13 protein-coding genes are annotated in these 18,411 nt (G+C 68.8%); 11 read left to right on the top strand and 2 right to left on the bottom strand.

Annotated elements, in window-relative coordinates:
• The first annotated feature begins 170 nt into the window (after positions 1–170).
• Entirely contained in the window at positions 171–998 is an 828-nt protein-coding gene (locus tag FEI13_RS19205) for a hypothetical protein (RefSeq protein ID WP_158294510.1), read from the top strand.
• Between the two features lie 83 nt (positions 999–1,081).
• Here FEI13_RS19205 and FEI13_RS04545 read toward each other — a convergent pair whose 3' ends face one another.
• Positions 1,082–3,187, bottom strand: a complete 2,106-nt coding sequence (locus FEI13_RS04545; protein WP_138179839.1) for a S9 family peptidase — start codon at positions 3,185–3,187, stop codon at positions 1,082–1,084.
• 71 nt (positions 3,188–3,258) lie between these two features.
• Between FEI13_RS04545 and FEI13_RS04540 the strand changes: the two genes are divergently transcribed.
• From FEI13_RS04540 to FEI13_RS04500, 9 genes are all read left to right on the top strand, one after another.
• On the top strand, positions 3,259–3,705 hold the full coding sequence (locus tag FEI13_RS04540; RefSeq protein WP_138179838.1) for a hypothetical protein: 447 nt from the start codon (positions 3,259–3,261) through the stop codon (positions 3,703–3,705).
• A gap of 68 nt (positions 3,706–3,773) precedes the next feature.
• Positions 3,774–5,618, top strand: coding sequence for a VWA domain-containing protein (locus tag FEI13_RS04535; protein ID WP_138179837.1), 1,845 nt, complete (start codon positions 3,774–3,776; stop codon positions 5,616–5,618).
• Entirely contained in the window at positions 5,611–6,399 is a 789-nt protein-coding gene (locus tag FEI13_RS04530; protein ID WP_138179836.1) for a class II glutamine amidotransferase, read from the top strand. The genes FEI13_RS04535 and FEI13_RS04530 overlap by 8 nt, the downstream gene beginning before the upstream one ends.
• Positions 6,400–6,531: 132 nt before the next feature.
• Positions 6,532–8,217: an AMP-binding protein gene (locus tag FEI13_RS04525; protein ID WP_138179835.1), complete on the top strand. Its 1,686-nt coding sequence runs from the start codon at positions 6,532–6,534 to the stop codon at positions 8,215–8,217.
• A gap of 183 nt (positions 8,218–8,400) precedes the next feature.
• A complete protein-coding gene (hrpA, locus tag FEI13_RS04520) occupies positions 8,401–12,354 on the top strand; it encodes an ATP-dependent RNA helicase HrpA (RefSeq protein ID WP_420841566.1) in 3,954 nt (1,317 codons plus the stop codon).
• Positions 12,351–13,463 carry a beta-ketoacyl-ACP synthase III gene (locus FEI13_RS04515; protein WP_138179833.1) on the top strand — a complete coding sequence of 371 codons (1,113 nt, stop codon included), beginning with the start codon at positions 12,351–12,353 and terminating at the stop codon, positions 13,461–13,463. The genes hrpA and FEI13_RS04515 overlap by 4 nt, the downstream gene beginning before the upstream one ends.
• Before the next feature lie 65 nt (positions 13,464–13,528).
• Positions 13,529–14,296 carry an MlaA family lipoprotein gene (locus FEI13_RS04510; RefSeq protein WP_240036429.1) on the top strand — a complete coding sequence of 256 codons (768 nt, stop codon included), beginning with the start codon at positions 13,529–13,531 and terminating at the stop codon, positions 14,294–14,296.
• A 12-nt stretch (positions 14,297–14,308) separates the two neighbouring features.
• Entirely contained in the window at positions 14,309–15,523 is a 1,215-nt protein-coding gene (locus FEI13_RS04505) for a PP2C family protein-serine/threonine phosphatase (protein WP_138179832.1), read from the top strand.
• Complete coding sequence (locus FEI13_RS04500) at positions 15,510–16,019, top strand: STAS domain-containing protein (protein ID WP_138179831.1); 510 nt, start codon at positions 15,510–15,512, stop codon at positions 16,017–16,019. Before FEI13_RS04505 ends, FEI13_RS04500 begins: the two co-directional genes overlap by 14 nt.
• 47 nt (positions 16,020–16,066) lie before the next feature.
• On the opposite strand, the gene tal is transcribed toward FEI13_RS04500, so the two are convergent.
• Complete coding sequence (gene tal, locus FEI13_RS04495) at positions 16,067–17,005, bottom strand: transaldolase (protein ID WP_138179830.1); 939 nt, start codon at positions 17,003–17,005, stop codon at positions 16,067–16,069.
• 161 nt (positions 17,006–17,166) lie between these two features.
• Between tal and FEI13_RS04490 the strand changes: the two genes are divergently transcribed.
• Positions 17,167–18,366 carry a Bcr/CflA family multidrug efflux MFS transporter gene (locus FEI13_RS04490; protein ID WP_138179829.1) on the top strand — a complete coding sequence of 400 codons (1,200 nt, stop codon included), beginning with the start codon at positions 17,167–17,169 and terminating at the stop codon, positions 18,364–18,366.
• The last annotated feature ends 45 nt before the right edge of the window (positions 18,367–18,411 follow it).

The following is an 18,411-nucleotide window of genomic DNA, read 5'->3' as shown; positions in this document are numbered from 1 at the left end:
GTCCAGGCTCATCCCCTTGCTGCCGTGGTTTCATGGCTTCGTCCTATGGCGCCGCCCACCGGCGGAGACGATGCTTTGCTATGTGTAACAGTTTGTTGTCCGGCATGGGCATATTTGCTCGACGCATCGACGTCGGGTGTCGAGAGGTACGGGATCAAGGGGGAGCGATCATGAAAGGTTTCAGGAAGCTAGCGCTGGCCATGGCGGTGGGCGCCCTGGCCTCGTCCGGCGTCGCGGCGCAGTCCTCCTCGTGGAGCGGCGACACGCTCAGCGATGACGAGATGGCGGCGATGTTCAACGACCTCATGAACGAGGGCCGAGTGCTCGACGACCAGGAGATGGCGCAGCTGCAGTCGTGGCTGCCGACGCGGCAGAGTCCCGAAGAGCTGCTGCTGCTCTATCCGCCGAGCGCCGGGGAGCGCGACACGGGGCTTTCCAGTGCGCGTGACGGCAGCGATATCGTGCTGGCCGCCAGCGACAACGCCAGCGACAACGCCAGCGACAACGCCAGCGATGATGGAGCGGACGATGGGTCCGATGATGGAACGGATGATGGGTCCGATGATGGAACGGATGATGGGTCCGATGATGGAGTGGACGACGGCAGCGATGATGGAGCGGACGACGGGTCCGATGATGGAGCGGACGACGGCAGCGATGATGGAGCGGACGACGGGTCCGATGATGGAGCGGATGATGGCTCCGATGATGGAACGGATGACGGCATCGACGACGGCAGCGGTGACGACGGCCTGATTCATTCCGGCGGTGGGGGCGGCGGCTCGGGTGGCGGTTCCGGCGGTGGCTCGGGTGGCGGTTCCGGCGGCGGCTCGGGTGGCGGTTCCGGCGGCGGCTCGGGTGGCGGTTCCGGCGGCGGCTCGGGTGGCGGTTCCGGCGGCGGTTCCGGCGGCGGCTCGGGTGGCGGTTCCGGCGGCGGCTCGGGTGGCGGTTCCGGCGGCGGTGCCGGTGGCGGAGCAGCGGGAGGTGCCGGCGGCTGATCCCGGACTACTCGCTTCACGCACAAGTCACAGGGACCCGGCCGCGACCGGGTCCCTGCCGTCAGGGCGCTGTCATCGAGGCATCAGGCCTCCCGGCCATCCAGGTCCAGTGCCCAGAGGATGAAGGCGTCCTGGCGGGCATTGTCGTGCCAGGCCTTGAAGCGCCCCGAGGCGCCGCCGTGGCCGGCGGACATGTCCGTCCTCAGCAGGATGGGGTGATCCTCAAGGCGCTGCTCGGGCGCAAGCTCCTTGAGACGCGCATAGAGCTTGGCCGGCTCCCAGTAGGGCACCCGGGTGTCGTGCCAGCTGCCCTGCAGGAAGACCGCCGGCCAGGGCCTGGCCGAGAGGTTGTCCAGCGGTGAGTAGTCGCGGATGCGGCGCCGCGCCTCGGGCTCGCGAGGATCGCCCCATTCGGTGTACTCCGCGGTGGTCAAGGGCAGGTCGGGGTTTTCCATGGTGCGCAGCACGTCGACGAAGGGCACGTCGAGCACCGCGGCGCAGAAGGCGTCGGGGGCCAGGTTGAGGCTGGCGCTGACCAGCAGGCCACCGGCACTGCCGCCGTAGGCGGCGATGCGCTCGCCGTCGCTGAGGCCCTTCTCGACCAGGGCGTCGCGGGCAGCGAGGAAGTCATGGAAACTATTGACCTTGTGCTCGAGCTTGCCGGCCAGGTACCAGGGCTCGCCGCGATCGCCGCCACCGCGCACGTGGGCTACGGCGAAGGCCGCCCCGCGCGCCAGCAGTTCCAGCCGAGCGACTGAGAACCAGGGGTCGAGCACCTCGCCGTAGGCGCCATAGCCGTAGAGCAGGGTGGGCAGAGGGTGGCCGGAGAGATCGGCCCGCCTGACCACCGAGACCGGCACGCGTTCGCCGTCGTGGGAGGTCGCCCAGATCCGCTCGCAGGCCAGCTGTTCGGGTCGCAGGTCACCATGGACCGGCTGCTGCTTGAGGAGGCGCCGGTCGCCGCTGTCGAGGTCGAGCTCGAGCCAGGTCACCGGCAGGATGAAGGACTCCTCGCGCAGCCGCAGACGCCGGTCGGCGAAGTGCGGCGCGTCGCCCAGCGCCAGGCTGCAGGGCAGTTCGGGCAGTGGCAGGCGCTCGTCACGGGTGGGGGCGTGGTCGTCCTCCAGCTCGAGCACGCGCAGATGCACCTGGGCCTCGTGGTGGTCGCGCTCGGTGATGACGAGCCCCCAGTCGAAGGCGTCGACTCCCTCCAGGGTTGCCTCGTCGCGGTGGTCGATGAGCGGCTGCCAGTGGTGCGTGGGATCGGCGTCCCCGAGGTGTCGCGCTGCCATCCGATCCAGGCGGAAGTGGATCGCCTGGCGGTTATGCAGGACATAGAAGTGGCCGGGACGATGATCGATCGCATACTCCACGCCGCTCTCCCGGGCGCGGAAGCAGCGGGGCGGCGTGTCCGGGGCATGGGCGGGAATCAGGTGGCTCTCGCTGGTGTCCTTGGAGGCGCTCTCCAGGATCAGCCACTCCCGCGAGCGGGTCTTGCCCAGGCCCAGCCAGAACTCCGGGTCGTGTTCGCGCAGGATCAGCGTCGACTCGCCAGCCTGGCCCTGCGCCACCGGCAGGCGCCAGATGCTCTCCGGGCGCTGGGTGGCATCGAAGCGGGTGAACAGCAGGGTGGTATTGTCCTCGGCCCAGCCGATCTCGGGGCCGATCTCCTCGAGCAGCATGGCGGGGTCGCCATTCGGCAGGCGCTTGAGGTAGAGCGTGTAGGTCTCGTCGCCGCGAGTGTCTTCGGTCCAGGCCAGCCAGGCCTCGTCCGGGGAGAGGGCCATGTCGCCGAGCTCGAGGAAGTCGTGCTCGCTGGCCCTGGCTTCCAGGTCGAGGAAGGCCTCCGCGGCGTCGGGACGGCCGTTAGGATGGCGCCACCAGACCGGATAGTCGGCGTTGGCCGCCGTCTCGCTCCACACCGTGAAGTGATCGAGCGGCGTCTTGAGCCCGCTCACGGCGAGTTCCCGGCGCGCTAGGTGGCCGTGATAGAGACGCTCCACCAGGTCGTCCAGCGGCGCGAACCAGCGATCGGACTCCTGATTGGCGGCCTCGAGGAAGGCGGTGACCTCCGGGGTGTCGCGCTGCTCCAGCCAGTGCCAGGCCGGATCATCGGCATGGCGAAAGCGGGTAGCGGGGTCGTCGGCGGGGAGGGGTGGGGCCTTGTCACGTGGCGGCTGTGCTTTCATGGCGCGGGATGTACCATACTCAGTGTGTTTTCAAGAACGTGCGTCGTCGACGCACAACTCGCGAGGTCGTGATGCTGATGTCGGATTCGATGCCCCTACTATGGCTGGTCTATGTCGTGTTGTCGCTGGTGGTACTGCTGACCGGCTACCTGGGGCTGGGCTTTTTGCCGCGGTTGCCGCGGCTGGTGATCACCTGGGCGGTGGCCGGCGTGATGTGGACCCCGTCCCATTTCCGTCTGCCGCTGCTGGAGGAAGGGGAGTTCTACAGCGGGTTCGCCCCGGCGGTGATGGTCGCGGCCGTGGCCTTCCTCGAGAACAATCGCGAGACCTTCCTGCCGGCCACCCTGCTGGTCGCCGTAGGGACCGGCGTGGGCGCCCTGCTGGGGCTGCTGCTGTGGTGGCGCGGTCGCCATCGTGACACCCAAGGCCACGATGACGTCGTGGATAGGGACGACGAAGCGCCCGCTACTTCCGGCCGCGGCGGCCGTGGCGAACGCCATGAGCCGGTGATCGGCTAATACGCGCCATGATGGTCTGACGTGGTCGGCTAACTTAGTCGGCTATCTTGATCGGCCAAGGAGCTTCGATGAGTGGGTACGGCAAGGAACGCATCGGCTGGCTGTCTCGGATGCTGGCTGTGGGCATGGTCCTGTGGCTGTGGGCCGGCCCGCTCTGGGCCCAGCCGCACGAGGAGCGACCCGACGTCCGGGTGGTGGTCGATGTCTCCGGCAGCATGCGGGACAACGACCCTGACCGGCTGGCCGTCAGCGCCCTGGACCTGCTGGTGGCACTGCTGCCAAGTGGCGCACGGGCGGGCGTCTGGACCTTCGGCGAGACGGTCGACAACCCCCTGCCGCTGGGCGAGGTGGATGCGGCCTGGCGAGAGCAGGCCCTGGCCCTGCCGCCGGCGCTACGGGCCTACCAGCAGTACACCGACATCGAAGCCGCGCTGAACGCGGCCTCCCGCGGCGAGGCCAACGGCTGGCGTCACCTGGTGCTGCTGACCGACGGCATGATCGACCTGTCACCCGGCCGGGGTCCCAAGCCCGACATCGATCGGGCCTCGCGGCGCCGGCTGGTCGAGGAGCGGGCCGAGGAGCTCGCCGAACAGGGCGTGGCGGTCCATGCCATCGCCTTTTCCAGCGAGGCCGACCTGGCCCTGGTGGAGCGCCTGGCCCAGTCCACCGGCGGGCTGGCGGCGCTGGCCGAGAGCCCCGAGGGCCTGCTGGGTGCCTTCCTGGACATCGTCGAGCGTATCTTCCCCGCCGACCAGGTACCCCTGGACGAGGGGCGCTTCGTCATCGATGACGGCGTGGAGACCTTCTCGGCGCTGATCTTCCATGAGCCCGACGACGAGCCCCTGACCCTGATCGCCCCGGATGGCATGCGCTACCGGGCCGAGGACGCGCCCGACGACATCCGCTGGCAGGCGGGATCACGCTTCGACCTGATCCGGGTGCCGGATCCCCAGGCCGGCGAGTGGCGCCTGGATGGCGCCGTGGGAGAGGAGAGCCGCATCAACGTCGCCTCCCCGCTGCACCTGCGCACCGCCGACCTGCCTACCACCCTCTATCGCGGCTTCGACGTGCCGGTGGAGGCGTGGATCACCCACGACGGCGGGCCCTTCGAGGGCGGCGAGGACCTGGCGCTGTCGGTGACGCTGCAGGACGCCCAGGGCGAGGTGCAGTCTCGCGTCGTGCTCGAGCCTGAGGCGGGGCGCTATCGTGGGCGCCTGCCGGCGCCGGCGCTGACCGGCAACGCCCGCCTGGTGATCCGCGCCGAGAGCGAGGCGTTCCAGCGGCAAAGGGCCCAGGCCGTGAACGTGCTGCCGGCCATCGGGGCCATCCATCGTCCCCAGGCCGGGCGGGTGGTCCTGGCCGCCGAACACCCGGGCCTCAACCGCGACAACACCGAGATCCACGGCGAGCTGCAGGGCGAGCGCCTCGAGGCCGAAGCGGTGGGGGAGACGCGCTGGCACCTCGCGCTGCCCGACCTCGATCCCTCGCTGAGTCTGCCCCTGCTACTGGAGGCCACCGTCGAGCTCGACGGCGAGCGCCAGACGCTCTCCCTGCCGCGCCTGGTGCTCCATCCCGATGGCCGCCTCGGCATCGAGCTCGCCGACGTGGCCGGCCCGACGCTTGCCACCGAGACCCTCGCCGATCCGCGCGGTAGCGACGCCGTACCGCCGCCCGAGGTGGGCGCCGAGCCCGCCGCCGACCGCTTCGTCGCGTGGGTCAACCGCCTGCCGGAAGCGGCCCGGGCGCTCTGGCGGGCGGGCTGGCCGGGCCTTGAGCGCCTCTGGCACGAGCATCGTCGCGATCCGCGCCTGTGGGGCGCGCTGGCGGCGCTGCTCCTGCTGCTGCTGGTCATCCGCCTGATTCGGCGCCGCCAGGCGCGGCGCCCCCTACGCCGGGAGGAACCCCATGTGTGAGCTTCTGGGCATGAGTGCCAACGTGCCCACGGATATCTGCTTCAGCTTCACCGGCTTCCTGCACCGGGGCGGCGGGACCGGGCCGCATCGCGACGGCTGGGGCATCGCCTTCTACGAGGAGGGCGGCTACCGCGACTTTCGCGACCCGCACCCCTCGGTACACTCGCCCATCGCCCGGCTGATCTGCGACTACCCCATCAAGTCGAACATTGTCATCAGCCATATCCGCCAGGCCAACGTCGGCCAGGTGCGCCTGGCCAACACGCACCCCTTCGTGCGCGAGATGTGGGGGCGTCCCTGGTGCTATGCGCATAACGGTCAGCTGGCCGACTGGCAGGCCCTGCCGCACTCCTTCTACCGCCCGGTGGGCAGCACCGACAGCGAGCACGCCTTCTGCTGGCTGCTCGGCGAGCTGCGCGGGGCCTTTCCCGAGCCGCCCGCCGATGACCGGCAGCGCGAGGCCCTCTGGTCGATGCTGCACGGGCTCTGCGAACGGCTGCGCGGCCTGGGGGTGTTCAACCTGCTGCTGGCCGACGGCGACTATCTCTACACCTTCTGCTCCACCAAACTGGCGCACATCACCCGCCGGGCGCCCTTCGGGCGGGCGAGCCTGTCGGATGCCGAGCTGACGGTGAACTTCGCCGAACACACCACCGCCGACGACGTGGTCTCGGTGATCGCCACCGAGCCGCTCACCGACAACGAGGATTGGGTGCGCATGGTGCCGGGCGAGCTGCTGGTGTGGCAGGGTGGAGTGATCCAGGCGCGCTATAAAACGTAAGTTTCAATCACTCGTTTTACAGCCGTCGAGTCGCTGGTATAAGGTGCCTGCTAATAACACCGCGTGTGGATCACCTTCGCGTGGAGAACAATAAGGCCGATATCGACATCGGCCGTAGCATGGAGACAGCCCATGAGCGAGAACGCCACGCCCGCCATCCTGACTGGACAGCCCCTCGAGAAACTCGATGACTATGCCTCGGTGATGGAGGTCTTCCACACCTCGGTGGCGCGCTTCGGCGACAAGCCGGCCTTCAGTTGCATGGGGCGGGTGCTGAGCTACGCCGAGCTCGACCATCTCTCCGGCCACTTCGCGGCCTGGCTGCAGCGGGAGACCGACCTGGATCCCGGGGATCGCATCGCCATCCAGCTGCCCAACGTGCTGCAGTTCCCGGTGGCGGTGTTTGGCGCCCTGCGGGCCGGCCTCGTGGTGGTCAATACCAACCCGCTCTACACCGAGCGTGAGATGGCCCATCAGTTCAAGGATGCCGAGGTTCGCGCCATCGTCATCCTGGCCAACATGGCCGCCAAGCTAGAGGGCATCCTCGAGCGTACCGACATCGAGCAGGTGGTGGTGACCGAGCTCGGCGATCTGCACTCCTTCCCCAAGCGTCCGCTGATCAATGCCGTGGTCAGGCACGTCAAGAAGCTGGTGCCGGCCTTCTCGCTGCCCGGTGCCACGCCTTTCCGCCGGGTCCTCGCTACCGGCGCCCGGCATCCACACCGCGAGGTGAACCGCGAGCCCGACGACATCGCCGCCCTGCAGTACACGGGCGGCACCACTGGGCTCGCCAAGGGCGCCATGCTGACTCACCGTAATCTGGTGGCCAACATGCTGCAGGCCCGCCAGGCGATCGGGCCGGCGCTGGGTGAGGGCGTCGAGACCATCATCGCGCCGCTGCCCGTCTATCACATCTATACCTTCACGGTGAACTGCCTGTTCATGATGGAGACCGGCAACCACTCGGTGCTGATCCCCAACCCCCGCGACCTCAATGGCTTCGTCAAGACGCTCAAGCAGGTGCGCTTCACCGGCTTCATCGGGCTTAATACGCTGTTCAATGCGCTGTGCAACCGCGAGGACTTTCGCCAGCTCGATTTCTCGCGGCTGCATCTGACCATCTCCGGCGGCATGGCCCTGACCCGCGCCTCGGCGACCCGCTGGGAAGAGGTCACCGGTTGTCAGGTGGCCGAGGGTTATGGCCTGACCGAGACCTCGCCCATCGTCAGCTTCAATCCTGTGGACGCCATCCAGCTGGGCACCATCGGCAAGCCGGTGGCCGGCACCGAGGTAAAGGTGCTGGACGCCGACGGCCAGGACGCCCCCTTTGATGCCGCGGGGGAGCTCTGCGTGAGGGGCCCCCAGGTGATGAAGGGCTACTGGCGCCGTGACGACGAGACCGCCCGGTCGATCGATGACCAGGGCTGGTTCCACACCGGTGACATCGCCGTGCTCCAGCCGGACGGCTACATCCGTATCGTCGATCGCAAGAAGGACATGATCCTGGTGTCGGGCTTCAACGTGTACCCCAACGAGATCGAAGACGTCGTGGCCGCCCATCCGGGGGTGGTGGAATCGGCGGCCGTGGGGGTGCCGGACGAGGTCAGCGGCGAGGCTATCAAGCTGTTCGTGGTGTCTCGCGACGAGGGGCTGGATGCCGAGACCCTGCGCGGCTGGTGTCGCAAGGAACTCGCCGGCTACAAGGTGCCGAGGTTCGTGGAGTTTCGCGATGAGCTACCCAAGACGAATGTGGGCAAGGTGCTACGCCGCCAGCTGCGTGACGAGGCGGGCGAGCGCCCCGACGAGCACCCCGATTAGGCGCGGTCGAGGCCGCGACGTTATAATGCGGGGCCGCCCGGAATGCCCGGGCGGCCACCTTTCGCTGACCGTGACCCGGAGCCGACCGTCGATACCGTGACCGCCGAGACCCGCCAGCCCGCCGCCGCGAAGGCCGAGGACGCCGCCGAGCTTGATGCCCTGACCCGTGACCTCGATGACGTCATGCGCCGCGACGTCGTCGGCCTCGAGAAACGCCTGCGCGGCCTGCGCCGCCGCCTCAAGGAAGGCAAGCCCGTGGACCGGGGCCTCACCGAGGTGCGCCGCGCCGTGGAACGCTCGCGCGGCCTCGTCGAGCGGCGCCGGGCGCGCCCCGTCACCCTCGACTACCCGGCGGCGCTGCCGGTGGCCGAGCGGCGCGAGGACATCCTCGCGGCCCTCGCGGAGCACCAGGTGGTGGTGGTCGCCGGCGAGACCGGTTCTGGCAAGACCACCCAGCTGCCCAAGCTCTGCCTGGAGCTGGGCCTGGGGCGTCGCGGGTTGATCGGCCACACCCAGCCGCGGCGTCTGGCGGCGCGCTCGGTGGCCACGCGCCTGGCCGAGGAGCTCGCGGTGCCGCTGGGCGAACAGGTCGGCTATCAGGTGCGCTTCACCGACCAGAGCAGCGACGAGACCCTGATCAAGCTGATGACCGATGGCATCCTGCTCGCCGAGACACGCCACGACCCCGACCTCAGTCGCTACGAGGCGATCATCATCGACGAGGCCCATGAGCGCAGCCTTAACATCGACTTCCTGCTCGGCTACCTCAAGCGCCTCATGGCGCGGCGTCCCGACCTCAAGGTGATCATCACCTCGGCGACCATCGACGTCGAGCGTTTCGCCGCGCACTTCGGCCGTCGCGATGCCCAGGGCCAACAGATGCCGGCGCCGGTGGTCGAGGTCTCCGGGCGCACCTACCCGGTGGAGGTGCACTATCGGCCCCTGGTGCGCGATGACGACGGCGAGGAGGACCGCACCCTGCAGGAGGGCATCCTGCACGCCGTGGAGGAGATCGAGCGGGTCGAGCGCGACAAGGGCTGGTTCCACGGGCCCCGCGACATCCTGGTGTTCCTGCCCGGCGAGCGCGAGATCCGCGAGACCGCCGACACCCTGCGCCGGGCCGACCTGCGCGGCACCGAGATCCTGCCGCTCTATGCGCGGCTCTCCAACGCCGAGCAGAATCGGGTCTTCGCCTCCCACGCGGGGCGGCGCATCGTGCTCTCCACCAACGTCGCCGAGACCTCGCTGACGGTGCCGGGTATCCGCTACGTCATCGACCCCGGCCTGGTGCGCATCAGCCGCTACAGCTACAAGGCCAAGATTCAGCGCCTGCCGGTGGAGCCGGTCAGCCAGGCCAGCGCCAACCAGCGCAAGGGCCGCTGCGGCCGCGTGGCCGAGGGCGTCTGCATCCGCCTCTATGACGAGGAGGACTTCCTCGCCCGGCCCGAGTTCACCGACCCCGAGATCCGGCGCACCAACCTGGCCTCGGTGATCCTCTCGATGCTCTCGCTCAAGCTCGGCGACATCGAGGCCTTTCCCTTCGTCGACCCCCCGGATTCGCGCTTCATCACCGACGGCTTCCGGCTGCTCTTCGAACTGGGCGCGGTGGATGCGGGCAACCGCCTGACCCCGCTGGGGCGTAAGCTGGCTCGGCTGCCCATCGATCCGCGCCTGGCGCGCATGGTGCTGGCCGGCGCCGAGCAGGGGGGCTTGCGCGAGGTGCTGATCGTGGTCGCCGGCCTGGCGGTCCAGGATCCCCGCGACAGACCGGCCGACAAGCGCCAGGCCGCCGATCAGGCGCATCGCCGCTGGCACGACCCCGACTCCGATTTCGTCGCGCTGCTCAACCTCTGGCACGGCTTCGAGGCCGCCCGGGAGGAGCTCTCCGGCAACCGGCTGCGCCGCTGGTGCAAGGATCACTACCTCAACTACCTGCGCCTGCGCGAGTGGCACGATACCTTCCGCCAGCTGCGCCAGCTGCTGCGCGACATGGAGATCGAGGTGCCGCCGCCGGCCCCGGCGCCGGTCGAAGGCACTAGCGACAAGCCCGGGGAGGACGACAAGGCGCGCCGCGAGGCTCGTCGCGAGCGCGCGGTCGCCCTGCACCAGGCGCTGCTCACCGGGCTGCTCTCGAATATCGGCCTGCTCACCGAGAACCGCGAGTACCTGGGGGCGCGCAACCGCAAGTTCGTCGTCCATCCGGGCTCGGGGCTCGCCAAGAAGTCGCCCAAGTGGCTGATGGCGTTCGAGCTGGTGGAGACGACGAAGCTCTTCGCCCGCACCGCGGCGCGCATCGAGCCCCATTGGATCGAGCCGCTGGCCGGCCACCTGGTGAAGCGCTCCTACGCCGAGCCCCATTGGGAGATGAAGCGCGCCCAGGTGGTGGCCACCGAGCAGGTCACGCTCTTCGGTCTGCCCATCGTCACCGGGCGCAAGGTCAACTTCGGGCCGATCGACCCAGTACAGTCCCGGGAGCTGTTCATCCGCCGGGCGCTGGTCGAGGGCGAGTTCAAGACCCGCGGCGACTTCTTCGCTCACAATCGGGCCCTGGTGGAGGAGGTCGAGGACCTCGAGGATCGCGCCCGCAAGCGCGATATCCTGGTCGACGAGGAGTCCCTCTTCGCCTTCTACGACGAGCGTCTTCCCGCCGAGATCGTCAACGGCAAGGGTTTCGAGGCCTGGCGCAAGAAGGCCGAGGCCGAGGACCCCGATATCCTCAAGTTCGACCGCGCGGCCCTGCTGGCTCGCGAGGCCGGCGAGGTCACCCAGGCCGACTACCCCGACGAGCTCACGCTCAACGGCGTGCGCTACCCGCTCGCCTACCACTTCGAGCCCGGCGCCCCGGACGACGGCGTGACGCTGACCGTGCCGGCCGCCATGCTGCCTCAGCTGCCCCTGGCGCGGCTGGAGTGGCTGGTGCCGGGGCTGCTGCGCGAGAAGTGCATCGCCCTGATGAAGTCGTTGCCCAAGGCGATCCGGCGCCAGGTGGTGCCGATCCCCGACTGGGTAGACGCCGCCCTGCAGGCGATGACGCCGGACGACGTCCCGCTCACCGAGGTGCTGGGCGAGTTCCTGCGCCGCAAGACCGGCGTGCGCCTGCACCCCGACGACTGGAACCTCGAGGCCCTCGAGCCCCACCTGGTGATGAACCTGCGGGTGGTCGACCATCGCGGCGAGCCCCTGGGCCAGGGCCGCGACCCCCGCGAGCTGGAGCGCCGCTTCGAGGCGGCCGCGGGGGAGGGCGCCCGTGCCCTGGCTGAGCAGGCGAGCGACGAGGGGGAACTCGAGGCCCTGCCCGAGACGCCGCTGCCCGAGTCCCGGGTCACCACCCAGGCGGGCATCCGGGTGGAGGCCTATCCCGCCCTGGTGCCCGCCAGGGAGGCCTACCGGGTCGAGCTGTTCGATCATCCCGACAAGGCCCGCGAGGCCCATCGCACCGGCGTGGTGCAGGCCGCCATAGAGCAGCGCCCCGACCAGGCACGCGCCATCGAGCGACTGAAGGGGCTCGCTACCTGCGCGCTGCTGTTTGCCAAGGTGGGCGGCAAGCGCACGCTCATCGAGGACGTGGTGGCGGCGGTCTTTCGCCAGGTGGTGGCCAGCGACCCGCTGCCGCGCTCCCGCGATGAGCTGGCGGCGCGACTCGAGGCCACCGGCGACGCGCTGCTGCCCCGCGCGGAGGCCCTGGTGGCGACCCTGGAGCAGGCGCTCCAGGGGCACCTGGCGGTGACCAAGGCGCTGAAGGGCAACCTGAACCTGGCCCTGGCGCTGGTGTACAGTGATCTCAAGGCGCAGATGCAGCGCCTGGTGCACCCCGGCTTCGTCAGCGAGGCCGGCGAGTGGCTCGAGGAGTATCCGCGTTATATGGAAGCCGCCCTGATCCGACTGGAAAAGGCGCCGCGGGAGCGCATGCGCGACCAGATGCACATGCAGGAGGTCCAGGACTTCGAGGCGCGCCTGGCGGCCCGCCGCGAGAGCGAGCGGCGCGGCGGGGTGGAAGACCCGGCCCTGGTGGAGTTCGGCTGGTGGATCGAAGAGCTGCGCGTCTCGCTCTTCGCCCAGCAGCTGGGCACCCGCTTCCCGGTCTCCACCAAGCGCCTCGAGAAACGCTGGGCCGAACTCACAGGGAGAAGCGCATGACCCATGCAGTGATTACCGGCACGGGCCTCTTCACGCCGCCCCACGCCATCGATAACGCGGCCCTGGTGGCCGCGTTCAATGCCTGGGTGGACGCCGAGAACGCGCGTCGCGCCGCGGCGGGCGTCGAGGAGCGTCTGGAGCACTCGAGCAGCGACTTCATCGTCAAGGCGTCGGGTATCCACAGCCGCTACGTGATGGATGCCGAGGGGATCCTCGACCCTGAGCGCATGCGTCCGCGGCTCGCTCCGCGCGGCAATGACGAGCCCTCCATACAGTGCGAGATGGGCCTGGCCGCGGCCCGCGAGGCGCTGGAGTCGGCGGGTGTGGCGGCCGGGGAGATCGACCTGATGATCGTGGCCTGCTCCAATCTGGAACGCCCCTACCCGGCGGTGGCCGTGGAGCTTCAGGCGGCGCTGGGCGCTGGCGGCTACGCCTTCGACATGAACGTGGCCTGCAGCTCGGCGACCTTCGCCATCGAGACCGCCGCCAACGCCATCCGCGCCGGCAGCATCAAGCGAGCCCTGGTGGTCAATCCCGAGATCTGCTCGGCCCACCTCAACTTCCGTGACCGCGATAGCCATTTCATCTTCGGCGATGCCTGTACCGCCCTGGTGCTGGAGAGCGACGAGGTGGCGACGGCCGAGTCGCGCTTCGAGATCCTCGGCACCCGGCTCACGACGCGCTTCTCCAATGCCATTCGCAACAACGCCGGCTTCCTCGACCGCGTCACCGACAGCGACCCGCTCGCCACCGATCGGCTCTTCGTGCAGGAGGGGCGCCGCGTCTTCAAGGAAGTCTGCCCGCTGGTGGCGGCGCTGATCAGCGATCACCTGGCGAGCCTGGAGCTCGCCGGCGACGACCTGGCGCGCCTGTGGCTGCACCAGGCCAATCGCCACATGAACGACCTCATCGCTCGGCGTGTGCTGGGCCATGAGCCGGAGGCCGAACAGGCGCCAATCATCCTCGATCGCTACGCCAATACCAGCTCGGCCGGCTCGATCATCGCCTTCCACCTGCATCGTCACGATCTCGAGCCCGGCACGATCGGGGTGGTCTGTTCCTTCGGCGCGGGCTACAGTGCCGGCAGCGTGGTGGTGCGTCGCCAATGAGCGTCAAGACAGTAACCGCAGGGAGGCGATAGTGCCCGATGAACGGACGTGAGATGAACGGGATGATGGCAGGGGGGATGGCCCGGTGGGCGGGTCGCGGTGCCCTGGTCGTAGCGCTGGCGGTGCTCGCGGGCTGCGCCAGCAGTGGTGAGATGCGCGAGCGTCATCCCGACGACCCCTGGGAGGGCTTCAACCGCAAGGTCTTTGCCTTCAACGACGTGCTCGACCGCTACGCGCTGAAGCCGCTCGCCCAGGGCTATCGCTTCATCACCCCGGATCCCGTGGAGACGGGCGTGGGCAACTTCTTCTCCAACCTCGGCGAGATCCGCACCACCCTGAACAGCCTGCTGCAGGGCAAGGGCACCAATGCCGGCGTGGCGACCGGACGCTTCCTGATCAACACCACCGTCGGCATCGGCGGGCTGTTCGACGTTGCCTCGCGGATGGAGATCACCGGTCGCGAGGAGGACTTCGGCCAGACGCTCGGTGCCTGGGGCCTAGGGGAGGGGGCCTACCTGGTGCTGCCGCTGCTGGGGCCGAGCACGGTGCGCGACACCGCGGGGCTGCCGGCGGACATGGTCACCTACCCGACCACCTACGTGGAAGACGATGTCGTGCGCCTCAGCCTGACCGCGCTGCGGGTGATCGATACCCGGGCCGGGCTGCTCGATCAGGAGGCGCTGATCAGCGGCGACCGCTACAGCTTCATCCGCGATGCCTACCTTCAGCAGCGTCGCTTCGAGGTCAACGATGGGCAGCTGGGCGAGGATCCCTTCGCCAGCGACGAGTTCGACTTCGATGATACGGACTTCGACGACGCCTTCGCCGAATGAGGCCATGACCGCATGCCACCAGCCAAGCAGCTGATCGGAGTGATCGACATCCCGGGACCGGAGCGTGACGCCCTGGCCCGGACCATCGCCCGTGACGACCTGGCGGTGTACGCCGCCTCCGGCATCGAGGAGCTGCCGCCGGAGACGGCGCTGATCGTCGCCCATGCGCGGGCGGTCTCGCGTGCCGAATGGGAACGCCTGGCCGAGCGGCTGCCGACCCTGGTGGTCAGCGACGATCGTCAGGACGCCGACCTGCTGCAGGCGGTGGAGGCGGGCCTGGTGGACTACATCATCGACCCGCTGCGTCACGGCCCGCTGCTGCGGCGCATGATCGTCAAGGCCATCGAGGTGCACCGGCTGGCCGCCGAGCGGGAGCGCGATCGGGCCCGGCTGGCCCATCTCAACGAGAACCTCGAGGAGCTCAACGAGAGCCTGGAGACCCACCTGGCGATGCTGCGCCTCGACCAGCAGGCCGGTGGTCAGATCCAGCGCAAGCTGCTGCCGCCCAGGCCCCAGACCCTGCAGGGCGTGACCTTCGACTACTGGCTGGCGCCCTCGCTCTATCTCTCCGGGGACTTCCTCGACTTCCAGGGCTTCGACGATCACTACAGCCTGTTCTACTTCGCCGACGTCTCCGGCCACGGCGCCTCCTCGGCCTTCGTCACCGTGCTGCTGAAATACCTCTCCAATCGCTGGCAGCAGGAGTGGAACGGAGAGCATCCCGAGCGGCTGGCGCCGCGCTGGCTGGAGGCCCTCAACCGCGAGCTGCTGGATGCCGGTATCGGCAAGCACGCCACCCTGTTCGTCGGGGTGATTGACCACCGGCGCCGTTATCTCCACTATTCCCTCGGCGCGCAGCTACCCATGCCGTTGCTGGTTGCCGATGGCGAGGTGCAGGCGCTGCCCGGCGAGGGTATGCCGGTCGGTCTCTTCCCCGGGGTCGACTACCCGAGCCTGGGCTGTCCGCTGCCGGAGAACTTTCGGCTGTGGCTCTGTTCGGATGGCATATTGGAGTGTCTGCCGGGGGACACCCTGGAAGGGCGGCTCAGGGAACTCGAGCGGCGGGTCCTGGCCAGCGCGACGCTGGAGGACCTACGCGGCAGTCTTGCACTGGAGCATCTGGCCGACGATGATGAAGTTGTGGCCCAGAGGGCACCGGGGCATGAGGAACTGCCAGACGACCTGACGATCATGGTGTTGAGCGGATTTGGCAATGATAAATCATGAGGGCCGCATCAAGGCAGCGTTTGCATCGGGGGTCTTCGTCCTCAAGCTGTGCGGGGACGTGCGCCTGACGCTCTGTGCGACCCTGGATCGCCAGGCCCAGCAGCTCGCCGAGACGCCGGGCCTCGAGACGCTGATCATCGACCTGAGAGACACCACCAACGTGGATTCCACCGCCCTGGGCTTTCTCGCCAAGGTGGCCATGGCGGTGCAGGGACGCGTCAGCGAGGCGCCGACCATCATCGCCGACAATCCCGATGTTCAGCGGATGCTCGACGTCATGGGGTTCTCGCGCATCTTCACCCTGGTGGAGTCACCGATCACCGAGACGCGTGACCTTCGTGACCTGCCCGAGATCCCCACCGACGTGGAGGAGACCCGCCAGCGGGTGCTCGAGGCGCATCGTATCCTGATGCGCCTCAACGAGCATAACCGCGAGGAGTTCCAGCCGCTGGTGGAGATGCTCGAGGCCCAGCAGGCCGCCTCCCACGGCCCCTAGACGGGCTCCCTTCAAGGCAACTCTGAGCCAGGCCGCCTACCGTCCGGTCACCCCTTCCTGAGCTCTCCCAGCAGCGTCTCCAGCTTGCGTTGGTCGGCCATGAACTTGCGGATGCCCTCGGCCAGTTTCTCGGTGGCCATGGCGTCCTCGTTCATCGCCCAGCGGAACTCGGCCTCGTCTTGGGGTTCCGGCGCGCTGGTCTCGGCGTCCAGCGGCGTGAGTCGACGCGTCAGCGGCGCCTCGGTACCGGCCAGCTCCTCCAGTAGCGCCGGCGAGATGGTCAGCCGGTCGCAGCCCGACAGGGCGAGGATCTCGCCGCTATTGCGGAAGCTGGCGCCCATCACGATGGTCTCATAGCCGTGGCCCTTGAAGTGCTCGTAGATGCGCTTGACCGACTGTACGCCCGGGTCGCGGTCGCCCTCGAAGTCGGCCTCGGGATCCTGGGCCTTGTGCCAGTCGAGGATCCGCCCCACGAACGGCGAGACCAGGGTCGCGCCGGCATCCGCGCAGGCGCGGGCCTGGGCGAAGCTGAACAGCAGGGTCAGGTTGGTGTGGATGCCCTCGCGCTCGAGGATCCGCGCGGCGCGAATCCCCTCCCAGGTCGCCGCGACCTTGATCAGGATCCGCTCGGGACCGACCCCGTGGCGGCCGTAGCGCTCGATCAGTGCACGAGCCCGGGCCAGGGTGGCATCGGTGTCGAAGGAGAGCCGCGCGCTGACCTCGGTGGAGACGAAGCCGGGGACCAGGGCACTGATCTCGCTGCCGATCTCGACGGCCACGGTGTCCAGGGCATCGTCGATATCGGTGGCGTGGCGGGCGATCTCGGCCAGCCGCGCCCGGCGGTTCTCGTGTTGCGCCGCCTGGAGGATCAGCGAGGGATTGGTGGTGGCGTCGGAGGGTTCGAAGCGACGAATCGCCTCGAGATCGCCGGTGTCGGCCACCACGGTGGTCATGGTCTTGAGTTGTGAAAGCAGGTCGTCTGCCATGGTGGGGATCCTTCCGGTTGTCAAGGCGTTCACTCTAGCAAGGCAGCCCGGGCGAATACAGGTGCCCGGGCCCGCGAGCGGTTTTTGGGTTATCATTAGCCCTCTATCTTTTATTCGCTATCCACTCCTTCTCTGCCAAGAGCCCTGTGGGAGGCGCCTTGTTGACCCTGAATTCCCGGCGCGTGGCCCTGCTGGTCGCCGCCAACACCGCCCTGGCTCCCTTCGCCATCGATGCCTACCTGCCCGCCATGCCGGCCTTGGCCGAGGCCGTGGGCGCGAGCATCCATCATACCGAGCTGTCGATCAGCACCTTCCTGGCCGGCTTCGCGCTCGGGCAGCTCATGGGCGGACCGCTCTCCGACCGGCTGGGCCGCAAGCCGGTGCTGCTCACGGGCCTCGTGATCTTCCTGCTGGCGAGCCTGATGCTGGCCACGGTGGGCAGCCTCGGCGAGCTGCTTTCCTGGCGCCTGGTGCAAGCGCTGGGCGGCGGCGCCTGCGTGGTCAACTCGGCGGCCATCGTGCGCGACTGCTTCCAGGGCCGCGAGGCCGCCAAGGTGATGTCGACCATGGCGATGATCATGATGCTGGCGCCGCTGGCGGCCCCGGCGGTGGGCAGCGGGCTGCTCTATCTCGCCGACTGGTGGCTGATCTTCGTCTTTCTGGCGGTCTATGCGGCCTTCCTCCTTTGGCTGATGGGCACCAAGCTCCCCGAGACCCGCGCGCCCGACGCTCCCGCGGCTTCGCCGCGGCAGGTGCTGCGCAACTACGCCAGCGTCCTGCGCCACCGCGAGGGCATGGGCTACGTGCTCGCCGTGGCCGCGACCTTCGCGGGCATGTTCGCCTTCATCACCGCCTCGCCGTTTCTCTACATCACCCACTACGGCGTGTCGCCGGCCATCTACCCAGTGGTCTTCGGCGCCAACGTGGTGGTCATGGCGGCGTCGAACCGTGTGAACATCCGCCTGCTGCGCCGCCGTACCCCCCAGCAGAACATACGCCTCGGTCTCGGCGTGCAGCTTGGCGTGGCGTGCTGCCTGACCCTGCTGGTGGCCTCCGGACAGGACTCGCTCTATACCGTGGTGCCGCTGATCATGCTGTTCATGGGCATGGTCGGCATGATCACGCCCAACGCCATCGCCTCGCTGCTCGAGCACTTCAGCCACATGAGCGCGACCGCCACGGCGCTGCTCGGCAGCATTCAGTTCACCTGCGGGGCGCTCGCCGGGGTGGTGGTGAGCGGCTTCGAGATCGACAGCGCCTGGCCCATGGTGCTGACCATGCTGGCGGTATCGCTGGCCGGCAACCTGGCCCTGCGGGGGCTCGTGGGGCGCGCCGGTCGGGAGGTTACCCCCGTCATCTGATAGCGGCCGGCGTGAAGGCGAGGCGTGGATGAGGTCGTCGCCGTG

The organism is Halomonas urmiana (genome assembly GCF_005780185.1).
In the GTDB taxonomy this organism is placed as follows: Bacteria; Pseudomonadota; Gammaproteobacteria; order Pseudomonadales; family Halomonadaceae; genus Halomonas; species Halomonas urmiana.
Note: the sequence above shows the minus strand (reverse complement) of the source record. Positions and strands in the feature narration are given on the sequence as shown.